Annotated in this window: 18 protein-coding genes; 10 read left to right on the forward strand and 8 right to left on the reverse strand. The window is 69.3% G+C overall.

Features of this window, described 5'->3' with window-relative positions:
* The first annotated feature begins 24 nt into the window (after positions 1 to 24).
* Positions 25 to 360, forward strand: coding sequence for a hypothetical protein (locus ACXIZN_RS33970; protein WP_457959050.1), 336 nt, complete (start codon positions 25 to 27; stop codon positions 358 to 360).
* Here ACXIZN_RS33970 and ACXIZN_RS33975 read toward each other — a convergent pair.
* Positions 317 to 1864 (reverse strand): glycosyltransferase family 87 protein, encoded by a 1548-nt coding sequence (locus ACXIZN_RS33975; protein ID WP_457959051.1) that lies wholly within the window; start codon positions 1862 to 1864, stop codon positions 317 to 319. The genes ACXIZN_RS33970 and ACXIZN_RS33975 overlap by 44 nt on opposite strands.
* A gap of 17 nt (positions 1865 to 1881) precedes the next feature.
* On the reverse strand, positions 1882 to 2970 hold the full coding sequence (locus tag ACXIZN_RS33980; protein WP_457959052.1) for an ROK family transcriptional regulator: 1089 nt from the start codon (positions 2968 to 2970) through the stop codon (positions 1882 to 1884).
* 70 nt (positions 2971 to 3040) lie between these two features.
* Here ACXIZN_RS33980 and ACXIZN_RS33985 point away from each other — a divergent pair, with 70 nt between their 5' ends.
* Complete coding sequence (locus ACXIZN_RS33985; protein ID WP_457960668.1) at positions 3041 to 4075, forward strand: Gfo/Idh/MocA family oxidoreductase; 1035 nt, start codon at positions 3041 to 3043, stop codon at positions 4073 to 4075.
* On the opposite strand, the gene ACXIZN_RS33990 is transcribed toward ACXIZN_RS33985, so the two are convergent.
* The 3 genes from ACXIZN_RS33990 to ACXIZN_RS34000 all read right to left on the reverse strand — a co-directional run bounded on the left by ACXIZN_RS33990 (position 4076) and on the right by ACXIZN_RS34000 (position 10098).
* A complete protein-coding gene (locus tag ACXIZN_RS33990; protein ID WP_457959053.1) occupies positions 4076 to 6604 on the reverse strand; it encodes a transglycosylase domain-containing protein in 2529 nt (842 codons plus the stop codon).
* A 163-nt stretch (positions 6605 to 6767) separates the two neighbouring features.
* Positions 6768 to 9152 (reverse strand): transglycosylase domain-containing protein, encoded by a 2385-nt coding sequence (locus tag ACXIZN_RS33995; protein WP_457960669.1) that lies wholly within the window; start codon positions 9150 to 9152, stop codon positions 6768 to 6770.
* 310 nt (positions 9153 to 9462) lie between these two features.
* A complete protein-coding gene (locus ACXIZN_RS34000) occupies positions 9463 to 10098 on the reverse strand; it encodes an HAD family hydrolase (RefSeq protein WP_457959054.1) in 636 nt (211 codons plus the stop codon).
* Between the two features lie 82 nt (positions 10099 to 10180).
* Between ACXIZN_RS34000 and ACXIZN_RS34005 the strand changes: the two genes are divergently transcribed.
* From ACXIZN_RS34005 to ACXIZN_RS34040, 8 genes are all read left to right on the forward strand, one after another.
* A complete protein-coding gene (locus ACXIZN_RS34005; RefSeq protein ID WP_457959055.1) occupies positions 10181 to 10639 on the forward strand; it encodes a MarR family winged helix-turn-helix transcriptional regulator in 459 nt (152 codons plus the stop codon).
* Positions 10629 to 11846: an MFS transporter gene (locus ACXIZN_RS34010; protein ID WP_457959056.1), complete on the forward strand. Its 1218-nt coding sequence runs from the start codon at positions 10629 to 10631 to the stop codon at positions 11844 to 11846. The genes ACXIZN_RS34005 and ACXIZN_RS34010 overlap by 11 nt, the downstream gene beginning before the upstream one ends.
* Positions 11847 to 11943: 97 nt before the next feature.
* Entirely contained in the window at positions 11944 to 13986 is a 2043-nt protein-coding gene (locus ACXIZN_RS34015) for a PhoX family protein (protein ID WP_457959057.1), read from the forward strand.
* Positions 13987 to 14165: 179 nt separating this feature from the next.
* Positions 14166 to 16268 (forward strand): PhoX family protein, encoded by a 2103-nt coding sequence (locus ACXIZN_RS34020; RefSeq protein ID WP_457959058.1) that lies wholly within the window; start codon positions 14166 to 14168, stop codon positions 16266 to 16268.
* A 124-nt stretch (positions 16269 to 16392) separates the two neighbouring features.
* The gene (locus tag ACXIZN_RS34025; protein WP_457960670.1) at positions 16393 to 17991 is read left to right on the forward strand and encodes a DUF7850 domain-containing protein; all 1599 of its coding nucleotides are present in this window, start codon (positions 16393 to 16395) and stop codon (positions 17989 to 17991) included.
* 111 nt (positions 17992 to 18102) lie between these two features.
* On the forward strand, positions 18103 to 18720 hold the full coding sequence (locus tag ACXIZN_RS34030) for a class I SAM-dependent DNA methyltransferase (RefSeq protein WP_457959060.1): 618 nt from the start codon (positions 18103 to 18105) through the stop codon (positions 18718 to 18720).
* A 53-nt stretch (positions 18721 to 18773) separates the two neighbouring features.
* The gene (locus ACXIZN_RS34035) at positions 18774 to 20501 is read left to right on the forward strand and encodes a hypothetical protein (protein WP_457959062.1); all 1728 of its coding nucleotides are present in this window, start codon (positions 18774 to 18776) and stop codon (positions 20499 to 20501) included.
* A 147-nt stretch (positions 20502 to 20648) separates the two neighbouring features.
* Positions 20649 to 21335 carry an SDR family oxidoreductase gene (locus ACXIZN_RS34040; RefSeq protein WP_457959063.1) on the forward strand — a complete coding sequence of 229 codons (687 nt, stop codon included), beginning with the start codon at positions 20649 to 20651 and terminating at the stop codon, positions 21333 to 21335.
* Between the two features lie 282 nt (positions 21336 to 21617).
* Here the strand turns inward: ACXIZN_RS34040 and ACXIZN_RS34045 are convergent, their stop codons facing one another.
* From ACXIZN_RS34045 to ACXIZN_RS34055, 3 genes are read right to left on the reverse strand one after another with little or no spacing between them, the layout of a single operon-like run.
* On the reverse strand, positions 21618 to 22925 hold the full coding sequence (locus tag ACXIZN_RS34045) for an amidohydrolase family protein (protein ID WP_457959065.1): 1308 nt from the start codon (positions 22923 to 22925) through the stop codon (positions 21618 to 21620).
* Between the two features lie 15 nt (positions 22926 to 22940).
* A complete protein-coding gene (locus ACXIZN_RS34050) occupies positions 22941 to 23591 on the reverse strand; it encodes a response regulator (RefSeq protein WP_034314268.1) in 651 nt (216 codons plus the stop codon).
* Positions 23588 to 25363: a sensor histidine kinase gene (locus ACXIZN_RS34055; protein WP_457959066.1), complete on the reverse strand. Its 1776-nt coding sequence runs from the start codon at positions 25361 to 25363 to the stop codon at positions 23588 to 23590. The genes ACXIZN_RS34050 and ACXIZN_RS34055 overlap by 4 nt, the downstream gene beginning before the upstream one ends.
* Positions 25364 to 25404 lie beyond the last annotated feature (41 nt).

Below are 25404 nucleotides of genomic sequence, written 5' to 3' on the forward strand. Positions count from 1 at the left end.
ACGGGAGGGTCCAACCTGTGCCGCATGAAGAATCGGACCGTGTACCGGGCGGAGGACGGCGAGCACGTCGGCTACGTCGTCCCCGCGCCGGAAACCCGTTGGCAGGCACTGACCGTTTTCGGCTACCCGCTCGGCGGGCCGGCCGCCTTCGACGACTCCGTCGCGTTGCTGGAGGCCGAGGGGCTGGCCATCCTCGCCGAGCGCTGGTCGGTCAAGCAGGGGGACGAGTGGGTCAGCTGCCGTCTGGTCGAGACGTCGCCCGAAGCCGTCATCGTGAGTATCGACGACTTCGGGGCCGAGGACTTCGGCAAGCACGTCAGGCTGGAACGTCCTGGACCTGAGGTGCTGAGGCGCGTTTGACGGTGCGCGAGTCGGGGGCGCCGTCGAGGAAACCGCCGATCGGATCGTCGTCCCCGGCGGCGCGGACGAGGTCTCTGCGCGGCTGGTGGATCTCCCGGATCACCAGCGCGCAGAGGCCGGCCACCGCGAGGTCGCGGACGACGACGGTGCCGAGGAACCAGTCTTCGGGCAGGCCCTTGTTGTCGACGCCGAGGTAGTACATCATCCGCGGCGCCCAGACCAGCGCGTCGAGGATCATCCAGCCGATCAGCAACCGCCAGCGCGGGATCGCGAGCACCGCCAGCGGCACCAGCCACAGCGAATACTGCGGGCTCCACACCTTGTTGGTCAGCAGGAACGCGGCCACCACGAGGAAGGCCAGCTGGCCGAGCCGTGGACGGCGTGGCGCCTTCATCGCGACGTACCCGATGCCGGCGCAGGCGGCGAGGAACAGCACCGCGACGACGGCGTTGAGCACGACCGGCGTCTGGCCCGTCGCGAGTTTCCCGTCGAAACCGGCCCAGCCGGAAAGGTGGGAGATCACGTTGTAGAGCGAGTCGGGATCCATCGGGCGCGCCGTGTTGAGCCGGAAGAACTCCCACCAGCCGGTCGGTGCGGCGAGCGCGAACGGGACGTTGACCACCACGAGCGTCGCCGCGGCGAGCCCGGTGGTCATCGCCCACTGTTTGACCTTGCCCGCGCGCAGGCACAGGAAGAACAACGGGATGAGCAACAACAGCGGATACAGCTTCGCCGCCGCGCCGAGACCGAGCAGGAAACCCGCGACCTCCGGGCGGCGCCGGGCCCACGCGAGCAGCGCGGTCGCGGTGAACGCGGTCGCGATGGCGTCGAAGTTGGTGAAGACGTGCACCATCGCCAGCGGCGAGATCGCGACCAGCGCGGCGTCCCACGGGCGGCGTTTCAGCGATCGGCCGGTCGCCCACACCGTGACGAGCCAGGCCAGCGCGAGCCACAGCGCCGAGATGTTGAAGTACACGGCCACCGGGAGCGCGCCGGGCAGCCAGCCCGATTCCGCGACCGAAAGCCACGCTTCGGTGATCTTCGCGTTGATCCACTGGAACAGCCCGGTCGCGACCGGGTACTCCATGTACCGCGTGGTCTCCTTCGCCGTTCCCGCGTCTTCGGTCCACGAAGTCACGTACGGGAAGGTGTCCGGATCGTTCAGGCGCTCGGAACTGTAGAGCGGGATGATGTCCGAGTAACACATCGCGACGAACGGGCGGCCCGCCCGCCAATCGAGCTGATGGGTCCCGGAATCATCGGTGTACTGCTGGATGCACGACGCCTTGCCGAACCACGCGAGCACCAGCGCGAGGCAGGCCAGCAGCAGCCCGACCCGCTGCGGGGACCAGAACCAATGCCGCCCCACGGCCGCGTGCTCGCCGAGCGGGCCGCCGATCGGGCGGGTGGCCGCGGCCACGAGCGGTTCGTTCCAGCTCGGGATGACCCGCTCGCCGGGGGTGAGGGAGAGCGGAGCCTCGGGCTGGGTCGTCTGGTCGGACACGTGGCGGATGTTAGCGCCTATCCGGGTGACCACCCGGTGATGTCACCGCTGTCGTAGAACCCGGCCAGCACCTCCGCCGCCGCGCCGAACGCGACGACGTCGTCGCCCATCTCGTCGAGATCGACCTGGATCCGTTGCCAGTGCGGCAAAGGCAGCAGCTCCCGCAGCCGCGCCGCGACGGTGTCGCGGTAGACCTCGGGCTCCGCGCGGACCGACCGCCCGGTCAGCACGACCCGTTCGAGGTCGAGGACCTGGACGAGGTCGGCGAGACCGATCCCGAGCAGGCCCGCCGCCTCTTCGGTGGTCGCTGCCGCGTTGTGCAGCACCTCGACGCAGCCGCGACGGCCGCACGCGCAGCGCGGTCCGTCGAAGGCGAGCGTGGTGTGCCCGAACTCGCCCGCGTTGGTCCGCGGCCCGCGGTACAGCCTGCCGTCGATCAGCAGGCCGACGCCGATCCCGGTGCCGACGAGCACGACGGCGGTCGCGGCCTCGGCGCCCTCCGGCCAGTGCTGGGCGAAGGCGGCGGCGTTGGTGTTCTTGTCGAGCCGCACGGGCAGCCCGGTGCGTTTCGCGAGCAGGTCGCGCAGGGGGACGTGGTGCCAGCCCGGCATGTTCGTGGCGTCCCGCACGACGCCTTCGCGGTGGTCGAGGGGGCCGACGGAGCCGACGCCGAGGCCGAGGACGCCTTCGCGTGCGACGCCGTCGAGTAGCGCTTCGGTCGCTTCGCCGAGGGCGGAAACGGCCTGGTCGGGAGTGAATCCGGGAGTCAGCGGCCCGCCGCGGGACGCGATGATCTTCCCGGTCAGGTCGGTCATGAGCACGCGGAACGAGTCCCGGTCGAGCTGGGCGCCGAGCGCGTGCCGGGCGTTCGCGCGGACGCGCAGCAGGGTGCGCGGCTTGCCGACGCCGGAGGCGGCCTGGCGTTCTTCGTCCAGCAGGCCCGCTTCGAGCAGTTCGGGGACGATCTTCGAGACGGCCTGCTGGGTGAGCCGGGTGCGTTCGGCGAGTTCGACGCGGCTGAGGCCGCCCGCGCGCAGGATATGCGTGAGCAGCAGTGTCCGATTGTGCTGGCGCAGGCCGCGCAGATTGACCCCGGTCTCCGGCATAGCGCGCATCCTGCCATGACTGGCTGATTACGCAACACTGTTGTTTAATGGGGTCATGGCTGACTTGCGAGTGGGGATCTTCGGATACGGCACCGGCGGACGCGTCTTCCACGCGCCGCTGGTCGACGCGACACCGGGGCTGACCCCGGCCGCTATCGTCACCTCGAATCCGGACCGGGTCGGGCAGGCGAGCGCCGACTATCCGGCCGCCGACGTGCTGCCCGACGCGGACGCGTTGTTCGCGAAGGCCGGCGAGCTGGACTTGGTCGTCGTCAGCACGCCGAACCGCACGCACGTTCCGCTCGCGCTTCGAGCGATCGAGGCGGGCTTGCCTGTCGTCGTCGACAAGCCCTTCGCGCCGACAGCGGCCGAAGCCGCGAAGGTCGTCGAAGCGGCGAAGGCCAAGGGTGTCGGACTGACGGTGTTCCAGAACCGCCGTTTCGACTCGGACTTCCTCACCGTCTGGAAGGTCCTCGAGTCCGGCCGTCTCGGCGACGTCTTCCGCTTCGAGTCACGCTACGACCGCTGGGTGCCGAAGCCGCGGGACAACTGGCGCGAGTTCGGCGACCCCGCCGAGGCGGGCGGCCTCCTCTACGACCTCGGCGCGCATATCGTCGACCAGGCGATGCAGCTGTTCGGCCCGGTTTCCGAGGTCTACGCGGAGGTCGACAGGCGCCGCGCCGGGGTGTCGGTCGACGACGACGCCTTCGTGGCCCTCCACCACACCAACGGGGTGCGCTCGCATCTGTGGGCGTCCGCGCTCGCGGGCACCCGGAACCCGCGCTTCCGCGTGCTCGGCGACAAGGCGACCTTCACGAAGTACGGCCTCGACGTCCAGGAGCCGCAGATCAAGGACGGACTGCGGCCCGGCGACCCCGGCTGGGGCGTCGAGCCGCCGTCGGACGCGGGCGTGCTCGGCGTGAACGACGACGTCGAAACCGTGCCCACCGAGGTCGGCCGGTACGAGGACTTCTACGCGCGGGTGCGCGACGCGCTGCTCGGCAAGGGCGGCTTCCCGGTCGATCCCGCCTCCGCCGTCGAGGCGCTCCGGGTCATCGAAGCCGCACACCTTTCGGGTGCCGAACGGCGCGTCGTCACCCTCTAGCTATTCGTTGTCGCCTCTGCCGCCGCCACGGCCGGGCCCGTTGCCGCCGCCTTCTTCTTCACCGCCATTGTTCTCGCTCGACGAAGGCGGGTTCCGCGAACTGGAGGTCGGTTCCTCCTCGTTCCGCGAGGAAGAGGACCCGGTGGACGGGCCGGTCGACGGCGTGCCGGTCTCGGTCGAGCCTTCGTCCTCGTCCGGCGGGGTCTGCGTCGACGGGACGGTGTTGTTGTCGTCTCCGCCGATGATCTTGACCTTCTCGAAGCGCTCCCCCGGTTTCCCGTTCAGGTACAGGGAAAGGAACTTCTGCCAGATCGGCCCGGCGATCGTCGAACCGAAGATCGACTTGCCGTTCTTGCCCTTCAGCGCCTTGTCACCGTCGCCGCCGACCCAGACCGCGGCCGAGATCGACGGCGTGTAGCCGACCATCCAGGTCTGCGAGTTGGCGTCCTTCGCCGACGCGGGTTCGCCCGGACGGTAGGTGTGCTGCTGGGTTCCGGTCTTGCCCGCGCATTCGTGGTTGTTGGGGCACTTGAGCTTCGAGAACGGGATGACACCCTTGAGCGACTCGGTGACGTTCCCGGCGATCTGCTTGCTCTTGTCCGCGTCGTCGGAGAACGCCGGCTTCGCCTCTTCGGGAGCCGAGTAGGCGGCCTCGTCCTGCGAGTTGGTCACCTTGACGACGAAATGCTTGGCCCGTCGCTGGCCTTCGCCCGCGAAGGTCGCGTACGCGGCGGCCATGTCCTCCGGGCTGACGGCCGTCTTGCCGCCGCCGAGCGCGATGTTATTGTCGGCGTACAGCTCGGAGACGCCCTCGGGGGCGGGCTTGATCCCGGCGTCCTTGGCGGCCTGTGCCACCGGCCCCGGCTTGGTCACGTTCACGACCATGTCGTAGAACACCGTGTTCGCGGAGCGCTGCATCGCTTCGGACACCGTGCACTGCGCCGAACACGAGCTGCCGGGACCGGCGTTCCGGATCGTCTGCTTCCCGAACTGCCGGTTGTTGGAGCCGTCGAACGTCGAGTTGATGCCGCCCTTGCCCAGCTGCATGTACGCGGTGAGGTCGAACGGCTTCATCGACGACCCGGGGTTCTGCGGGGTGTTCGCCCAGTCACGGCCCTTCTGGTCCTTGCCGTCGGGCCCCTTCACGATGGACGGGCCACCGTAGTACGCCTTCACGCCACCGGTCTTCGGGTCGATCGCGACGAGCGCGTTGAGCAGGTTCTCGTCGGTCTGGCCCTTCATGCCGTCGGCCACCGCCTGCTCGGCCGCGGCCTGCGCCTTCGGGTCGATGGTCGTGTAGACCTTGTAGCCGCCCCGGTAGTAGACGTCGTCGGTGATGCCGTTCGCGGCGAGCTCTTCCTTGACCTTGTCGCGGATGAACGGGTTGACCACCCCGGCCTGCTGCTTGTCCTCCTGCGGGATCGGCGTCGGGAACTGCAGGTTCGCGCGGTCGGCGGCGGAGAGGAAACCGTTCTGCACCATCCGGTTCAGCGCGACGTTCCAGCGATCGTTCGCGACCTTCGGGTTCTCCGAGCGGCCCGGCTGCTGGATGAGCCCGGCGAGGAGCGCCGCCTCGGAGGCGTTGAGCTGTCCGGCGGGCTTGCCGAAGAACGCTTGCGCGGCCGACTCGATCCCGTACGCGCCACGCCCGAAGTAGATGATGTTCAGGTACGCCGAGATGATGTCCTTCTTCTCGTACGTCTGGTTCATCTTGAAGGACTTGGCGAGCTCGGTCCATTTACGGGCGAGCGACGATTCGTCGTCCCCGCTGGCGACCTTGATGTACTGCTGGGAGATGGTCGAGCCACCGCCCTTGCCCGCGGTCACCTGGTTGTAGACCGCGCGCAGGATGCCGCCGATGTCGAAGCCGGAGTTCGTCTCGAAGGAGGCGTCCTCGGTGGCGATCACGGCCTTCTTGACGACGTCCGGGATCTGCTCCGGCGTCAGGATCTGCCGGTTGCCGCCCTTGGGGACGTCCTTGCCCATCTCGGTGTTGTCGGCGTAGTAGTACGTCACCGCCTGGCCCTGGGTGGCCGCGACGGACTGCGGCGACGGCACGTCGACGGCGAAGTAGGTGATCACGAACGCGATCGCCGGGATGACGACGAAGAGGCAGAACAGCGCGAGCAGCACTCGCCGGATTCGTCTCCACCTGCGCTTCTTGCGCTGCGCGGGAGTGAGGATCGGCTTCCCGTTCTCGTCGGTCTCCTGGCCGTACGGCTCATCGTCGTACGGCTCGTCGTAGCCGCGGTCGGCGTCGTACCGGTGTTCGGTGCCGTTGTGCTCGTGATGCGTGATGAGGTCCGGCTCGTGCTGCGGCGCGACCGGTGGCCGCTGCGGGCGGCGCGGTGGTGGCTGCTGCTGGGACGGGCCCTGGCGTTGCCAGGGCGCCTGTCCCGGGGGACCCTGCCGCTGCCCGGGTCCAGGAGGCGGTCCGGCGGGTCGGCGGGGCGGTCCGGCCGGGCGTTGCGGACGACGTGCGGGGTCAGGGTCCTGACCTGGCCATCCGCCGTGGGGATCGTCGTTCACTGGGACGTCCTCCGAACCTTCCGTGGTGAGCGCGGTCCTGCGGTCGCAGGTCTCCTTCTAGTTAAGACGTATCGGATCGGTTCAGGTTCACCGATGCCACGAAAAAAAGGTGTGCCGGGCACTCGCCCGGCACACCCCCTTCGTCAGGTGCTCAGCCCGATCGTCACGGATCTTCGGCGTTCGGGAACAACGGATCCGTGGTCCCGGGCCCCGGCCTCGTCGGCTTCGTGGGTTTGGTCGGCTTCGTCGGCCAGCCACCCGTTTCGGTCGTCTCGGTCGGCGACGTGGGTGTCGACGGCGTCGGGGTGGTCGTCGGCGTCTCGGGCGGCGTCGACGTCTCCGGCGGCTTCTGGGCCGTCGTCGTCGGCACGGAACGCGCGTCCTTGCCGATCGGCTTGACGTTGTCGAACTTCTCCGACGGCTTGCCGGTCATGTACCGGGACATGAAGTCTTCCCAGATCGGACCGGCGATGGTGCGGCCGTAGATCGGCTTGTTGTTCTTGTCGTGCAGCGGCTTGTTGCCGTCGCCGCCGACCCACACCGACGTCGAGATGCTCGGCGTGTAGCCCACCATCCAGGTCTGCGCGTTGCGGTCGCGATAGCTCGGCGGGTCGCTGTCCTTGAAGTCGTACTGCTGCGTCCCGGTCTTGCCCGCGCACTCGTGGTTCTTCGGGCACTTGAGCTTCGAGTACGGGATGACCTCTTCGAGCGCGTCGGTGACGTTGCCCGCGATCTGCTTGCTCTTGTCGGCGTCGTCGCTGAAGGCCGGGGTTCCCTTGGGGGCCGTCTCGTCGAACTCGACCTCGTCCTGGGAGTTGGTCAGCTTGGCGACGAAGTGCTGCTTCTGCCGGACGCCTTCGCCTGCGAAGGTGGCGAAACCGGCCGCCATGTCCTCCGCGGTGGTGACCGTGCCACCACCGCCGAGCGCGATGTTGATGTCGGGGCTCAGCTTCGCCTTACCGCCTTCGGCCTCCACCATCACGCCGGCTTCCTTCGCGGCCTTCGCCACCGGGTCGACCTTCGTCTCGTTGCGGACCATGTCGTAGAACACCGTGTTCGCGGAGACCTTCATCGCCTCGGCGACCGTGCACTGCGTGCCGCAGTTGGAGCTCTCGCCCGCGTTCCGGATCGTGCGGCCGTCGAACTTCCGGTTGTTGGAGCCGTCGAAGGTCTCGCCGAGACCGCGGCCCATCTTCAGGAACGCGGTCAGGTCGAAGGCCTTGAACGCCGAACCGGGGTTGTGCGGCACGTTCGCCCAGTCCATGGCCTGGACGTCCTGGCCCTGCGCGTTCTTGGTCCAGTCCGGGCCGCCCCAGTAGGCGACGACGCCGCCGGTCTTGGGGTCGATCGCGACCAGCGCGTTCAGGATGTTCTCGTCCGTCTGGCCCTTCATCCCCTCGGCGACGGATTCCTCGGCCATCTTCTGCGCCTTGGGATCGATCGTCGTGGTGATCTTGTAGCCACCCTGGTGGAGCCGGTCCTGGTCGTAACCGCGGGCTTCGAGCTCGTCGATCACGCGGTTGCGGATGTGCAGGCTCAGCGTCCCGGCGTCGTCGGCCTTCGCCTGCGCCTTCGGGATCGGCTTCGGGAACTGCGCGGCGGCGCGCTCACCCGGGTCGAGCCACTTGTTCGACACCATCTGGTCCATCACGAAGTTCCAGCGTCGCTGCGCGTACGCGTCGTTCTCGGACCGGCTCGGACCCTGGATCAGGCCGGCGAGCAGCGCGGCCTCGGAGGCGCCGAGCTCCTTGGCCGGCTTCTTGAAGTAGGCCTGCGCGGCCGCTTCGATACCGTTCGCGCCGCGACCGAAGTAGATGGTGTTGAGGTAGGCGGTGATGATCTCCTCTTTGGACATCTGGTTGTTCATCTTGAAGGATTTGGCCAGCTCGGTCCATTTACGGGTGAGCGTCGGCGCCTCGTTGGCCGTCGCCTTCTTGATGTACTGCTGGGAGATCGTCGAACCGCCGCCCTGGCCGCCGGTGACGTTGTTGTAGACCGCGCGCAGGATGCCGCCGACGTCGAAACCGGAGTTGGTCTCGAACGACGAGTCTTCGGCCGCGTACACGGCCTTCTTGACCACTTCCGGGACTTCGCCGGGCTTCAGCAGGTACCGGCTTCCGCCGCTGGCGGGCGCGATCTTGCCCATCGGGCTGCCATCGGCGTACATCAGCGTGATCGGCTGGCTCTGCAGGCTCGCGACGCTTTCCTGCGACGGGACGTCCACCAGGAAGTAGGTGATGACGAACGCGATCGCGGGCACCACGACGAACAGGCCGAACATCGCGTAGAGGACCCGGCGGACGATCCGCCAGCGCCGCTTCTTGCGCTGCTTCGGCGTGAGGACCTTCTTCTTGCCGTCCTCGTCGTCTTCGGCGGGCTCGTCGTACGCGTCTTCGCCCTCGGCGCCGAGGGCGGTGCTTTCGTGACGATCGTCATAGCGGTCGTCGTACGGGTCGTAGCCGTACGGGTCTTCGGTGCCGTTGTGCGCGTGGTGCGTGATGAGTTCCGGCTCGCGCTCGTACGGTTCCGGCTCGACCGGCCGGACCATCGCGGTCGCCTGGTCGGCCGGGGCGGGAGGACGGCGGTCGCCGGGCGGAGGCGGCGGCGGACGGTGCCCGGCGGGACGGCCACCGGGCGGCGGCGGGGGTCCCTGCCTGCGCGGGGGCATGCCGTTGGGACGGCGCGGCGGCGCGGGACGGCGCGGTTCGTTGTCGGAGGGCCACTCGGGGCCACCGGCGTCGCCGGCCGGCCACTGCGGGTCGNCGGCCTCCTCACACCAGCACAAGCACTCGACAAAGCACTACTTGCAACAACCAGTTGAACCCGCCTGGCTTTCGCAACACCCCGTCGGCCCGGAATCAGCCCTCCAGCAGCGCCGCCGGTAGATCCGTGATCACCGGCACCACCGTCGTCTCCGCCAGCACCGCCGGATCCGGCGGGAAATGCGGATTCGGCACCGCGTACACCGTCATCCCCGCGGCCAGCGCCGCGCGCAGCCCGTTGGTGGTGTCCTCCACGGCCGCGCAGTTCTTCGGCTCCGCGCCCAGCAGCTCCGCCGCCTTCAGATACACATCGGGCGCCGGCTTCCCCGCGCCGACCTGCTCCGACGAAACCGCCGTCGGCACCGGCAGCCGCGTGATGTCGAGGAACGCCTTGATCAGCAGCGGCGGCGACGAGCTCGCGATCGCCACCGGCCAGTGCTTCGCGACCTCGCGCACGACCCCCGGCGCGCCCGGGATGATCGGCGGTTTCTCCGCGTACCGCCGCGCCATCCGGTCGATCACCACCTGCGCGACGTCCTCGGGCCGCAGCTGGACGCCGAGGTCGTGCGCCAGGTAGGCGGCCCATTCCGGGGTGCTCATCCCCTGCATCGCCCTGGTCGATTCCTCCCGCCAGGTGCCGTGGAACTCGTGGACGACCGCCCGGCGGACCTCGTCCCACATCTTTTCCGAATCCACCAGGACACCGTCGAGATCGAAGATCACCGCTTCCACGCCCCCAACCCTAGGCGCTATCCGGCGAACCTGTGCGGCAGATTACTTAGCCATGCTCAGTAATTTTAGTTAGCATGGCTAAGTGACCACGAAAGTCGCCGGCCTCGCCCACCGGCTCCGCCCGCTGGTGTTCCGGCTGTACTACCTCGTCCGCCGGGAGACGCCGCAGGTGCGGCTCACCCTCACGCAGGGCTCGGTGCTGTCGGAGCTGCTCAACGGCGGTCCACGCCGGATGAGCACGCTCGCCGACCTCGAACGGGTCCGGATGCCGACGATGACCGACGTCGTCCGCCGTCTCGAACGGCTGGGCCTGGTCAGCCGCCGCCGCGATCCCGCCGACGGCCGGGCGGTGCTCGTCGAGGTCACCGAGGTGGGGCAGCGCTTCCATCGCCGGCTGATCGTCGCGCGGGAGGAGTTCCTCCGCGAACGCCTCCTCGAACTCGACGAGACCGACCGCGTCGCGATCGAAGCCGCGCTCCCCGCCTTCACCCGATTGCTGAACGAAGACAAGAAGGAGGAACTGATCCGCGATGAGCGCTGAGCACCACTCGAGCCTGTTGGACGCCGTCAAGGGGCAGCCGAAACAGGTATGGATCACCGCGTTCGCCGCGGTCATCGCGTTCATGGGCATCGGGCTCGTCGACCCGATCCTGCTGTCGATCGCGGAGGGCCTGAAAGCGACGCCCTCCGAGGTGACCCTGCTGTTCTCCAGCTACCTCGGCGTCCAGGCGGTCGCCATGCTGGTGACCGGCGCGATGAGTGCCCGGTTCGGGGCCAAGCGGACCGTGGTCGTCGGGCTGACGCTGGTCGTCGTCGCCACCGCGCTGTGCGCCGCGTCCGGGTCGATCGAGCAGCTCATCGGGCTGCGCGCGGTCTGGGGGCTCGGCAACGCCTTCTTCATCGCGACCGCGCTTTCGGTGATCGTCGGCGCCGCGACCGGTGGCCAGGCGGGCGCGATCCTGCTGTACGAGGCCGCGCTCGGCGTCGGTCTCGCGGTCGGCCCGCTGCTGGGCGCCCTGCTCGGCAGCATCTCTTGGCGCGGCCCGTTCCTCGGCACTTCGCTGCTGATGCTGTGCGGTCTCGTGCTCTGCTCGATCTTCCTGATCGGCGACGCGAAGGAGAAGCGGCCGAAGATCCGCCTGCTCGACCCGTTCCGCGCGCTCAAGCACGGCGGGCTGCTGCGCACGTCGATCGGTTCCGCGCTCTACACCGCCGCGTTCTTCGTGGTGCTGGCGTGGTCGCCGTTCGTGCTGGAGTGGAGCGCCGTCGCCGTCGGCCTCATCTTCTGCGGCTGGGGCCTTTCGGTCGCCGTCGCGGGCGTGGTGCTGGCGCCGAAGCTCGCCGCGAAGCTCGGCGAGCGGCACGCGACCGTGGTCGCCGTCTTCGGTTACGCGGTCCTGCTGCTGGTCATGGCGATCCCGAGCAAGCCCGTGCTGGTGGTCGGCATCATCCTGTCCGGTCTGGTGTCCGGCCTGCTCAACACGCTCTTCACCGGTACGGCGATGTCGATCAGCGGCGCCCCGCGCCCGGTCGCGAGCGCCGGGTACAACTTCTGCCGCTGGCTCGGCGGCGCGGTCGCCGCGACCGTCGTCGGTCACCTGGCCGAGTGGTTCGGTGCCAAGCAGGCGCCGTTCGTGATCGCCGCGATCCTGTGCGTGCTGGCCGGCGCCCTGCTGACGATCCGCGAGAAGTCCGCCGACCCGCACACGATTCCGGCCGAGGCCGCCCTCGTGGGCGAGGAGATGTAAAGCGGAACAAAGGGTGAACACCGGACCAACGAGGGGTTTCCTCTCGTCGGTCCGGTGCCTTAGCGTCGACCTCCCGAACTGCAGATGCGAGGTCCGCGTGAAATTCCTTCCGTTGCTGGCCGGCCACTCACCAAGCCGGGCATCAGTGACCTGTACCTACCGCTGTGGCGACGCGTGCTTCCACGACGCGCCGAACACGTCGGACAACCCCACCTTCGCCGACGTGCTCGGCGCGGTGAGCCGCCGCGGCGCGTTGAAGGCGACCGCCGTCGTCGCGCTGGCCGCCGGCACGCCGCTCGCGCTCGCCGCACCCGCGGCCGCCGCCCCCGAGGGACGGCCGAAACCGCCACCCGGCACGGATTACAAGCGGGTCCAGCCGAACACGCTCGACGCCGTCGTGGTGCCCGAGGGCTACGAGCAGGGCATCGTGATCCGCTGGGGTGACGCGGTGCTGCCCGGCGCGCCGGAGTTCGACTTCGACCACCAGACCGCCGAGGCGCAGGCGAAGCAGTTCGGCTACAACTGCGACTTCGCCGCGCTGCTGCCGCTCGACCACTGGGGCCTCTCCGCGCTCCTGGTCACGAACCACGAGTACACCTCGGAAGAGTTCATGTTCCGCGGTTACGACCGGAACAACCCGACCGAGGAACAGGTCAAGATCGCGTGGGCGGCCCACGGGCTGACCGTCGTCCAGGTGTCGCGCGGACGCGACACCGGGCACCTGCGGCCGAAGATGTCCCGCTACAACCGGCGGATCACGCTGCACACGCCGTTCAAGGTCACGGGCCCGGCCGCGGGCAGCGACCTCCTGAAGACCGCCGCCGATCCCACCGGCACGGTGGTGCTGGGCACGATGAACAACTGCGCGGGCGGCGTCACGCCGTGGGGCACGATCCTGTCCGGCGAGGAGAACATCAACCAGTACTTCGGGAACGCGGACACCGTGGCCGATCCGGTGAAACGCAAGCGGTACGCGCGCTACGGCATCAGGGGCACCGCGACCACCCGCAAGTGGGAGCGGTTCGACGCGCGCTGGGATATCGCCAGGGAGCCGAACGAGGCCCACCGCTTCGGCTGGGTGATCGAGCTGGACCCGAACGACCCGGACAGCACCCCGGTCAAGCACACGCATCTGGGCCGGTTCAAGCACGAGACGGCGAACATCCGCGTCGCCAAGGACGGCCGCGTGGTCGCCTACTCCGGCGACGACGAGCGCTTCGAGTACATCTACAAGTTCATCTCGAAGGGCCGGATGAAGCCGGGGAACAGCGCGCACGCCCGGCGCCACAACATGACCCTGCTCGACGACGGCACGCTGTACGTCGGCCGCTTCACCGGCGACAGCCCGCCCGCCGAGATCGACGGCACCGGGAAACTGCCCAGTGACGGTGAATTCGACGGCGGTGGCGAGTGGATCCCGCTGGCCTCGGGCAACAAGTCCTTTGTGGACGGAATGACCGCCGAAGAGGTGTACGTCTTCACCCGCGAGGCGGCCGACCGGGTGGGTGCCACCAAGATGGACCGTCCCGAGGACATCCAGGCCCATCCGTACACCGGCCGGATCTACTGCGCGCTGAGCAACAACGTCGAGCGCGGCAACCCCGGCAAGGAAGGCGCCACCGAGCCCAACCCGCGGCTGAACAACAAGCACGGCCAGGTGCTGGAGCTCGAAGAGCGTCGCGGGGACGCGCTCGCGCTCACCTTCAACTGGCGGTTGTTCCTGGTGTGCGGCGACCCGGCCTCGCCGGACACCTATTTCGCCGGCTTCCCCAAGGACCAGGTCTCACCGATCTCCAGCCCGGACAACGTGGCCTTCGACCGACACGGCAACCTCTGGATCTCCACCGACTCGGCGGGCGCGCTCGGCATCAACGACGGCCTCTACTCCGTGCCGCTGGAGGGCCGCAACCGCGGCGAGCTGAAGCTGTTCCTCACCGTGCCCCGCGGCGCGGAGACCTGCGGGCCGATCGTCGATCGGAAGATCGTCACGGTGTGTGTCCAGCATCCGGGTGAAGTGGACGGCGCGAACGCCGACAAACCGGCCTCCCATTGGCCGGACGGCGGGGAAACCCAGCCTCGTCCCTCCGTGGTGGCGGTGTGGAAACCGGGCAGGCATGGCCTGGAAGACATCGGTTCCTAGTCGAAAAGCAACGATCTAGCAGTACTTTTGGTCGATGGCGCGCTGCCGGGTCCGGCAGCGCGCCATCGCTCGTTCGCGCGCTGTTCATCTTCTGGCCAGAGCTGGATCGTTTTGGTCGCTTAACGTCACGGCGTTCCCCCGACTGGACTACGTGTACCCACCGCGACCATGGAGGCCCTGTGTCCTTCGAGCCTCAGCGGCTCCTGCCGTTGATCACCTCCCACCCCGGTGGCCGCTCCGCGGTCACCTGCGAGTACCGCTGCGGCAACGCGTGCGCCCACCCCGAGCCGAACACGTCGGACAACGAGTACTTCGGCGACGTCGTCAAGAACATGCTTTCCCGTCGTGGCGCGCTGAAGGCCGGTGCCGTGATGGCCGCCACCGCGGGCGGTTTCGCCGCGCTGTCCGGCACGGCCGCCGCCGAGACCCCGGCCGACGTCGCCGCCGCCGGTCACGGCAAGCCGGGCCGCCCCGGGCGTCCGGTGCCCGGCACCGACTTCGAAGCGGTGCCGCCGAACACCCTCGACGCGATCACCATCCCCGAGGGTTACGAGCAGCGTGTCGTCATCCGCTGGGGTGACGCCGTCGAGTGGGGCGCGCCGAAGTTCGACTTCCACAAGCAGACCGCGGCCGCGCAGGCGAAGCAGTTCGGCTACAACTGCGACTTCGTCGGCCTGATCCCGCAGGATCCGCTGGGCATCCGCAACCTGCTGGTGGTGAACCACGAGTACACCACCGAGGTCCACATGTTCCCGGCCGACCAGTACGACCCGAAGAACCCGACCGAGGAGCAGGTCAAGATCGCGTGGGCCGCGCACGGCCTTTCGGTCGTCCAGGCCTTCCGTGACCCGGTCGGTGGCGCCCTGCGCGTGACGCCGAGCCCGTTCAACCGCCGCATCACGCTGAACACCGCCTTCGAGGTGCGCGGCCCGGCCGCCGGTTCGAAGTACCTCAAGACGTCCGCGGACCCGACCGGCCGCAAGGTCTTCGGCACGCAGAACAACTGCGCCGGCGGCGTGACCCCTTGGGGCACCGTGCTTTCCGGCGAGGAGAACGTCAACCAGTACTTCGCCAACGCGGCGAGCGTCACCGACCCGGTCGCGGCGGCCCGCCTGAAGCGGTACGGCTTCTCGGGCACCGAGAGCACCCGCAAGTGGGAGCGGTTCGACAAGCGCTGGGACCTCGCGCAGGAGCCCAACGAGGCCAACCGCTTCGGCTGGGTCGTCGAGATCGACCCGAACGACCCGAACTCGACGCCGATCAAGCACACCGCGCTCGGCCGGTTCAAGCACGAGGCCGCGAACATCAAGATCACCAAGGACGGCCGCGTCGCCGTCTACTCGGGTGACGACGAGCGCTTCGAGTACATCTACAAGTTCGTCTCCAAGGGCAAGTACAAGCCGGGCAAGAGCGCGCACGCGCGCCGCCACAACTCGGCGCTGCTCGACGACGGCACGCTGTACGTCGGCCGCTTCACCGGCGACAGCCCGGCCGCCGAGATCGACGGCACCGGAAAGCTCCCGTCGGACGGCGAATTCGACGGTGTCGGCGAGTGGATCCCGTTGGCGTCGGGCGACAAGTCCTTTGTGGACGGCTTCACCGCCGAAGAGGTCTACGTCTTCACCCGCGAAGCGGCGGACAAGGTCAAGCCGACCAAGATGGACCGCCCCGAGGACATCGAGGCGAACCCGGTCAACGGCCGGATCTACGCGGCGCTGACCAACAACAGCCAGCGCGGCCCCGCCGGCAAGGCGAACGTCGACGAGGCGAACCCGCGCCCGAACAACCGCAACGGCCACGTCCTGGAGTGGGAGGAGGACCGAGGCGACGCCGCGTCGACGAAGTTCTCCTGGCGGCTCCTCCTGGTCTGCGGTGACCCGAAGACGGCGGACACCTACTTCGGTGGCTTCCCGAAGGAGCAGGTCAGCCCGATCTCCTGCCCGGACAACGTCGCGTTCGACCGGCACGGCAACCTGTGGATCTCCACCGACGGCAACGCGCTGGGCTCGCACGACGGCCTGTTCTCGGTGCCGGTCGACGGCCCGGAACGCGGGCACGTCAAGCAGTTCCTGTCGGTCCCGGTCGGCGCGGAATGCTGCGGCCCGGTGGTGACCGACCACCTGGTGCTCGTCGCCGTGCAGCACCCGGGTGAGGACGCGGCCAGCTCCGCGAACCCGACGTCGCACTGGCCGGACGGCGGCACGTCGCAGCCGCGGCCGTCGATCGTGTCGGTGTGGAAGAAGGGCCGCTGGGGCCAGGTCGGCCGCATCGGCGTCAAGTAGTGGCTTCCGGCGCCCCGATCACTCTCGGCGAGACTTGTTCTGCCTGATCGGGGCGCCGGACGACACCGTTCGGTGATTACGGAACCCTGCCGCGCTCATTAGCTTCAGCCCTGTGAAACGGGCAATGGTGGTGATGGTGGCGGGCGCGCTCGTCTCCGGCTTCGTCCCTTCGTACGCGCAGGCGGCGACCGTCCCGTCCGGCTGCACCGGCGGCGTCGCGCCGAATCCGAGCGTCGAGCAGGGCAGCCCACCCGCCGGGTACACGTTCAACCCGGCCGCCCCGGTGCCTCCCGGCACGCCGAGGAGCAAGCAGCCCCGGCTGTCGACGGCCAGCGGGTACCAGTCCGACGGGGGCAAATACGCCCTGATCTCGACCCCGGACAAGATGATCAGCACCGCCTACGCGGCCATGAAGTTCGTGCCCGGTGGCGTCTACACCCTGACCGATTGGACCGGCACGAACGTTCAGCGCGCGGACGCCGTGCAGGAGACGGGGCTGCGGTTCTACAACGGATCCGGCAAGGTCGTCCTGGAGAACAAACTCAAGGTCGTGCACGCCGTCGAGGCCGACGGCAAACTGGCCCGGCAGGATTTCCCGCCGTCGATCGCCCCGCCGTCGGCCGGTTCGGTGAAGTTCTTCGCCGCCACCGACCGCAACTGGGTCATGTGGGACTGCGTCCACCTGCGGGTCGACTCGTTTTCGGCGAAGGCGGAAGTGCGTGATCCGGCGAGCGGCGCCTGGGGCGCCACGGCCACCCTGGAGGCGGGCACCACCGCGAACTACCGGTTCACGGTCACCAACGACGGCACCACGACGCTGACCGCCGTCAAGGTCGAAGACCCGTACTGCGACGCGAACCCCGCCCCGATCACGACTCTCGAAGCCGGCAAGTCGGCGACCGTCACCTGCGACCACAAGAACGTCACCGAGGCGGACAACGGCCACGTCAGCACCGTGACCGTGTCCAGCGGGACCCTGCCGAAGAAGACCGCGACCACGACCATCAAGGTCACCCCGCCGCCCGCGATCGACGAGATCGGCGAGTTCGTCTGGAACGACCTCGACCGGAACGGGTTGCAGGACGCCGGGGAGCCGGGCGTTCAGGGCGTGAAGGCGACTTTGAAGGACGCGTCCGGCAAAGCGCTCGGGACGCTCACCACCGACGCCGGCGGCAAGTACCGCTTCACCAAGCTGAAGGACGGCATCTACCAGGTCTGCTTCGACCTCGCCGGGCTTCCCTTCACGTACACGGCGAAGGACGCGGGCGACGACGCGAAGGATTCGGACGCCGACCCGGCGACCGGCTGCACCGCGACCACCACCGTCGGCCCTCGCAAGCGGCAGGACCTGACGCTCTCCGCGGGTCTCGTCGCGCCGCTGAGCAGGCTGGGCGACTTCGTGTGGCTGGACAAGGACAAGGACGGTCTCCAGAGCCGCGACGAACTCGGCGTCCCGGACGTGAAGGTGATCCTGAAGGACGCTTCGGGCAAAGAGGTCGGCTCCACCGTGACCGGCCCGGACGGGCGATACGCCTTCGAACGGGTGATCCCGGGCTCGTACCAGGTGTGCTTCGACGCCGGTTCACGTCAGCTCACCCGTTCCGGTGTCGCGCACTACAACGGCACCGACTCGGCGGCGGACCCCGCGACCGGCTGCACGCCCGTGGCCACCCCCGGCTCGCCGGAAGACCTGACCAGGGACGCAGGCCTGCTCGACCCGTGATCGCCGCCCGATCACGCGAGTTACGCCTCCAATCACGCGAGTTACGTCTTCAATCACGCGTGTTACGCCTTGGCCACAAACTGTCGGTGGGTGCCGCTAACGTCGCCGACCGTGACTCCCCATCTCGACGCCACCCGCGAGTCCTACGACACCGTCGCCGAGGACTACGCGGCGCGGATCAGGCCGCTTTTCGACCAGGAGCCGATCAGCCGCGCGATGCTCGCCGCGTTCGCCGAGCAGGTGCGCGGCCCGGTCGTCGACGTCGGCTGCGGTCCCGGCCACGTCACCGCTCACCTGGCGGCGCTCGGTCTCGACGTCATCGGTGTCGACTTGTCGCCGAAAATGGTCGAGATCGCCCGCCGTCAGTACCCTGACCAGCGATTTTCCATCGGTTCGATGACCGCCATGGACTTTCCGGACGGGTCGTTGGGCGGTCTCGTCGCCTGGTGGTCGATCTTCCACCTGCCGCCGGAGGAGCTCCCGGCGCTGTTCGCGGAGTTCCGCCGCACGCTCGCGCCCGGTGGCCGTCTGTTGCTCGGGTTCCATGTCGGTGACGAGCGGCTGAGCCCGGAGACGGCGTATGGCCACCCGGTCACCTATGACGCCTACCTGCTGGATCCCGGCCGGGTCGCGGACCTGCTCGGGCAGGCGGGCTTCGAGGTCACCGCGCGGCTGACCATGGAAGGGAGGAAATGGCCACAGTCCTGCCTGTCCGGCCGTGCGGTTTGACTCGTGGGCCGCGGGCCTGATCTGCTGCGCACGCAAACCGAGCGGGCGGGGCCATGACGCAGACGAACACCACCACGGGTGAGAACACGCCCGACTGGCCTTCGCGCGCCTGGTACCTGAGGCCGTCGACCTGGACTTGGTTCGGGTTCGGCCTGGTGCTGATGGTCTACGCCGATCTGGCCTGGCGCCGCCGCTGGATGAGCGACGACGGGATGATCGTGCTGCGGACGGTCCGCCAGATCCTCGCGGGCAACGGGCCGGTGTTCAACGTCGGCGAGCGGGTCGAGACCAACACCAGTCCTTTGTGGACGGCCGTTCTGAGCGTCCTCGGGCTGATCCCGGGGGTGCCGCTGGAATGGGTCTCCGTGGTGACCGGGCTGGTCTTCTCGGTCGCGGGGTTGTTCTTCGGCCTGGACGGCGCGCGGCGGCTCTACCAGCCGCTGGCGTTCCACGGCCTCGCGCCCGCCGGGGCGCTGGTGGTCTGCGCGCTGCCGCCGTTCCGCGACTTCGCGACGTCCGGGCTCGAAACCGGGCTGATCACCTTGTGGCTGGGCGGTACCTGGTGGCTGCTCGTCCGCCGGGTGTCCACAATGGACGATCTGTGCACCTGGCCGGTCGCGCTGGTCGCCGGGCTGGGGCCGTTGGTGCGGCCCGATCTCGCGCTCTTCAGCGCGGTCGCCTTGGTGGCGTTGCTCGTCCTCGCGCGGCCGGGACGTCGCCGGGCGGTGGGCCTGATGGCCGTGGCAGTCGCGCTACCGTTGGCGTATCAGGTGTTCCGGATGGGCTACTACGGTCTGCTGACGCCGAACACGGCCCTGGTCAAGGAGGCGTCGGAGGCGAACTGGGCTCGCGGATGGGCGTACCTGACCGATCTCGTCGAGCCGTACTGGCTGTGGCTCCCGCTGCTGCTGCTCGCCGCCGCGGTCGTCACGGTCTCGTCCACTATGGACAGAACCTTCGCGGTGCTCACCGCCGTACCGGTGGCCGGAGCGGTGCTGCTCGCGTTGTACGTGATCCGGGTCGGCGGGGATTTCATGCACGGGCGCATGCTGCTCCCGGCGTTGTTCTGCCTGCTCTTGCCGGTGCTGGCCCTGCCGGTGACGAGGGTGACCGTGGCGCTTCTGGTCGCCGTCGGGATCTGGGCGTTCGTGGCCGCCGCGTCGCTCCGTCCGGCGTACTCCGCTTCTCCTCGCGCTGTGGGCGTCACGGACGAGCGGGCGTTCTGGTCGCGGTCGACAGGGCACGAACATCCGGTCTTGGCGGAGGACTACGCCGACCATCCGCTGATGCCGTCGGCGCTGGCCGCCATCCGCGGCGTGACAGGTCCGGCGGTGCTGATCCAGGACTACACGACCCGGCGCTGGTACGCGTACCCCACGGACCGGCCGTACGTGACCGTCGCGGCGGACAGCATGGGCGCGCTCGGCCTGCTGATCCCGCTCGACATGCGGCTGCGCGACGGTTACGGCCTCGCGAACCCGTTCGCCGCGCATTCGACGTCTCTCCCCAACGGCCGCCCCGGCCACCAGAAATGGCTGCCGCCGGTATGGGAACTGGCGAATTCGGCGCGGCTCCCCATCGCCGAGGGCGGCCCGGTCCGCTCCGCGGACGTCGCCGCCGCCCGAGCGGCGCTGGACTGCCCGGCTCTCGTGGCGATCGACGCGTCGGTGCGGGATCCGCTGACGGCCGGCCGCTTCGCGGACAACCTCGCCGGTTCCTTCACCCGCGGTTCCATCCGGTTCCCGCGCGTGGCGACCCCTCCCGTCGTGTGCGCCCCCTGATCACGCGAGTTACGCCTTCAATCACGCGAGTTACGCCTCTGATCACGAGAGTTGGCCGTCTGATCACGTGTGTCGGCCGTCTGATCACGCGAGTTCGCCTTCTGGACACGCGCCGGCGTTCCAGAACCGAACCACTAGCGTGGCGGTATGGCTGATCTTCCCCTCGCTCTCGTCACCGGGGCCACTCGCGGCATCGGCGCCGCGACCGCCCGCGCGCTCGCCCCGACCCACCGGTTGCTGCTCGGCGGCCGCGACGCCAACGCGCTCGGCGAACTGGCGGGCACCCTGCCCGAGGCGAAGCCGTGGCCGATCGACCTGACCGACACGGAGGCGCTGGAGACGGCGGCCGCCGAAATCGGCGAGCTGGACGTGCTGGTGCATTCGGCGGGCGTGGCGCGGCTCGGCACGGTCGAGACCGCGACCGACGCCGACTGGCGGGCGAATTTCGAGGTCAACGTCCTGGGCGTCGTCACGCTGACCAGGCAGTTGCTGCCCGCGCTGCGTGCTTCGAAGGGGCACGTCGTCGTGATCAACTCGGGCGCCGGGCAGAACGCGCGGCCGGGTTGGGGCCCGTACGCGGCGAGCAAGTTCGCCGTCCGGGCCTTCGCCGACTCGCTGCGCGAGGAGGAGTCCGCGCTTCGGGTGACGTCGATCTACCCCGGCCGCACGGACACCGAGATGCAGCAGGCGATCGTCGCCGACGAGGGCCGCGAGTACGAGCCCGAACGCTTCCTGCGCCCCGAATCCGTCGCGGCCGCGGTCCTCGCCGCGGTCTCCGCGACCGGTGACGCGCACCCGACCGACGTGACCCTCCGGCCGCGCGGCCTGGTCTGATTTCCCGGGTTCCCAATGTCGCATTAGGGACGCTCAGCGCCTCAAATGCGACATTGGGAACCTCGGGTCTCGGCTCGCTCGGTCGCGACTTGCGCCCAATGCGGCACTGGGGCCACTCAGCGTTCCCCATGCCTCAGTGGCGCGCAGCCCAGTTGTCCACACCCCATCACTGTTGTGGATAACTCCGCCTGACCAGCGCTTTTCCGGCGTCCCCAGCCCCCACCCCCGATAGACTGGCCTCGGGGCCGCCCCCTGGGACGGGTGGGGGGCTGCGTAGGTGAGTTAAGAGCGAAGGCGTGCGGCGGTGTGGGCGACTTCGGCTTGGACCTTGGCGCGGTCCACCCGCAGGGGTTCGCCGTCGCCGACGACCTGTTCGCCCGCCACCCACACGTCGCGGACGCGGCGCGAGCCCGCGGCCCACACCAGGTTCGCGAGCAGTTGCGTGTCGGGCACGTCGATGCCGGTCGCGAAGGCCGGGTCGTCGAGGTCGATGTGCACCATGTCCGCCCACCGGCCGGTTTCCAGCGCGCCGATGTCGGTCCGGCCCAGCGCGTCCGCGCCGCCGCGGGTGCCGAGCAGGAACGCGTCGGCCGCGGTCAGCACGGTCGAGTCACCGGTCGCGAGCCGCGCGAACATCGCCGAGAGCTGCAGTTCCTCCCACAGGTCGATGTCGTCGTTCGACGCCGGGCCGTCCGTGCCGAGCCCGATCGCGACGCCCGCCTTCCGCAGCTCCGTCACGCGCGCAATGCCTGAGGCGAGCTTCGCGTTCGACCCGGGGCAGTGCGCCATCCCGACGCCGCGCGCGGCGAACAGCGCGATGTCCTCGTCGGACAGGTGGATGGCGTGCGCGGCCAGCGTCCGGCCCCGCAGCATCCCGACCTTCTCCAGCAACGCGGGCACCGAACCGTGCGCTTCCCGCTGCTTGACGTCTTCGAGCGCCGCCTCGGCCACGTGGATCTGCACCAGCGCGCCACGCTCGGCCGCCGACTCCGCGGTCGCCCGCAGCGCTTCCTCGTTCAGCATGTACGCCGAGTGCGGCCCGTAGCCGACCTCGATCCGATCGCCGGGCCCGAACCGGAGACCGTCGGTGTCGATCCAGCGTTCGACGCTCTTCAGCATCGCGCGCCAATCCATCCCCGGCAGTTCCATGATCGGCGGGCCCAGCACCACCCGGCCACCGGTGGTGAGCACCGCGTCGGCGAGCTGCTCGCCTTCGAAGTACATCTCCGCGCTGGTCGTGACACCGTGCCGCAGCATCTCGATCGAGCCCAGCATCATGCCGGTGCGGATGTCGGCAGGCTCCAGCTTCGCCTCGGTGGGCCAGATGATCTCGGTCAGCCACGGCAGCAGCGGCAGGTCGCCGCCCATCCCGCGCAGCAGCGTCATCGGGCTGTGCGCGTGCGCGTTGACCAGACCGGGCAGGAGGATGCCACTCAACCGGGTCACGGGAGCGGACGATTCGGGGGCCCCGGACAGGGGACCGACATGGGTGACGCGGCCCGTCTCGTCCACGTCGACCACGGCGTCACGCAGCAACGAGCAAGCGGGGTCGGCGGGGAGAACGACGGGAGCGTGGAAACGGCGTTGCATGAACCGAGCTTACGGTCAGTCCACGACGCCGCTACGCCACGCCCACGCCGCGATCTCCACCCGGTTCCGCGCGCCGACCTTGCCCTGCACCGACGCCAGATGCGTCTTCACCGTGGACAGCGACAGGAACAGCTCGGCCCCGATCTCGGTGTTCGTCAGCCCCTTCGCGGCGGCCTTGACCACGTCCAGCTCCCGCGCCGTGAGCGGCTCCGAAGGCGGGGTGACGTCGCGTTTCACCGCCCCGCCGTCGAAATGCTTCAGCAGCCGGACGGTGATCTGCGGCGACACCAGCGCGTCCCCGCGCGCCGCCGCGCGCACGGCTTCGATCAGCAGCGCGGGCCCGGCGTCCTTCAGCAGGAACCCGCTCGCGCCGTTCCGCAGCGCGGTGTGCACGTACTCGTCGAGGTCGAACGTCGTGACCACCACGACCTTCAGCGGATCGGCGACGTCCGGGCCCGCCAGCTGCTTGGTGACCTCGAGCCCGTCGATCCCCGGCATGCGGATGTCCAGCAGGCAGACGTCCGGCCGCAGTTCGCGCGCCTTGGCGACCGCCGAGACGCCGTCCGGCACGTCTGCGACCACCTCGATGTCGTCCTGTGCGTCCAGGATCATCCGGAAGCCGATCCGCACCATGTCCTGGTCGTCGGCGATCAGTACCCGGATCACTCTTCTCCTTCAAGTGGTAGCCACGCTTCGACGCGCCATCCGCCACCCGGCGCCCGTCCGGCGGAGAGCCGGCCGTGCAGCAGGGCGACCCGTTCGCGCATGCCGATCAGACCGTAGCCGCCCGACCCGCCGGCCGGACGGCCCTGTGGCTCGCGTCCGTCGTCGGTCACCTGGAGGTGCAGTTCGTTCTCCTCCACCTCGGCGATGACCAGCGCCTCCTTCGCGCCGGACGCGTGCTTGCCGATGTTCGTCAGCGACTCCTGCACCAGCCGCAACGCCGACCGCCCGACCTCGTGCGGCACGTTCGGCGGCAGTTCGAGCTTCATCGACGTCTTCACGCCGTGGTTCGACCGTTCGATCAGCGTCCGCAGGTCGGCGGCGAGATCGGTGGTGGCCTGTTCGCTGAACTCGCTGCTGCCGGCCGGGGCGTCACCGCGCATACTCCGCACGAGCCGCCGCATCGCCGCGAGCGCCTCCACCCCGGCGTCCTCGATCCGGCCCATCGCCTCGACCGCGACCTGCGGATTCTTCTCGCCCATCATCTTCGCCGCCTGCGCCTGCACGACGATCCCGGTGACGTGGTGGGCGACCACGTCGTGCAGTTCCCGCGCCAGCGCCATCCGCTCCGACGTCTGCGCGTCGGTGATCGCCGACTGGATGACCTGCGTGCGTTCCGAATCCCGTGACCGCAACGCGAGGCCGACCGCCACCGAGATACCGAGCAGCAGCACCGCGGCCACGGCGAGTCCGGCGATGTCGTCCGGATCGGTCATCAGCGTCGGGGTCGGCCGTTTGGTGTTGAGCACGCAGGCCACGGCGACCACCACCGACAGCCCGGCGATCCTCGGCACGGCCTTGCTCAGCCCGACCGCCCGGACCAGCGTGACGACCAGGCCCATCCCCGCCACCACCTGCGTGCCCGGCACGCCGCCGGGTGTCGGGTAGTCGTAGCGGAGCCGGAGGAACGGCGTCACCAAAGCCGAAAGCAGCATGACCGCGGTGAGCGCGACCATCGCGTCGGCGGGCCGTCGCGGCGCCGCGACCGCGATGATCGCCGCGACGATCGAGCAGACCAGGATCGGGAAGCCGTGCGCCCCGCTCTCGTAGGTGAAGCCGAACTCCAGGATCAGCGCGATGCCCAGCATGCCGATGAGCGGCCATTGGCCCATCACCAGCTTGTTGAGCTTCTGCAGCTTCTCGTAGTTCTTCGGATGCGCCGTCCGGTCGCGCCCGGGGATCGCGAAGAGCAGCGTGCCGCCCAGCAGGACACCGCCGAACAGCATCGCCTGCGCCATGGTGCCGTTCGACTCGCTGCCGTAGTAGTAACGGCCGGACACGGCGGTCAGCGTGGCCAGCACCAGGCCGGTGATGACGGCGAACGCGACGCCCGGCCGTGTCCGGCGCGCGGCGTAGAACAGGACCTCGACCCCCGCGACCACCTCGGTGATGGACAGGTGGGCGAGCACGCTCGAGTAGGTCGGGATGTTGAAGTACCGGACGACCAGCGTGTACGCCACCAGCACGACCGAGGCCGCGACGGCGGCGACGGCGGCCCGCTTCTGCGCCCAGAGCGCGCAGAACACCATCGCGAAGATGCCGGGGAAGAGCAGGAGATCGATCCCGCGCGGGCCCGTGTCGTCGAAGGCGGCGTCGGTCACGAAAACCAGGTCGAAAGCGAGCGCGGCCAGCAGGACGACGGCGGGCATGCCGATACGTCGCGCGAGCGCACTCACCCGCGCGGGGAACTTGTTCTGGGCCGGGCCTGCTGTCACACCGTGACGGTAGAGGATCGGCGGGCGTCCGCACCTTGGCC

This window comes from Amycolatopsis sp. TRM77291, assembly GCF_054166285.1.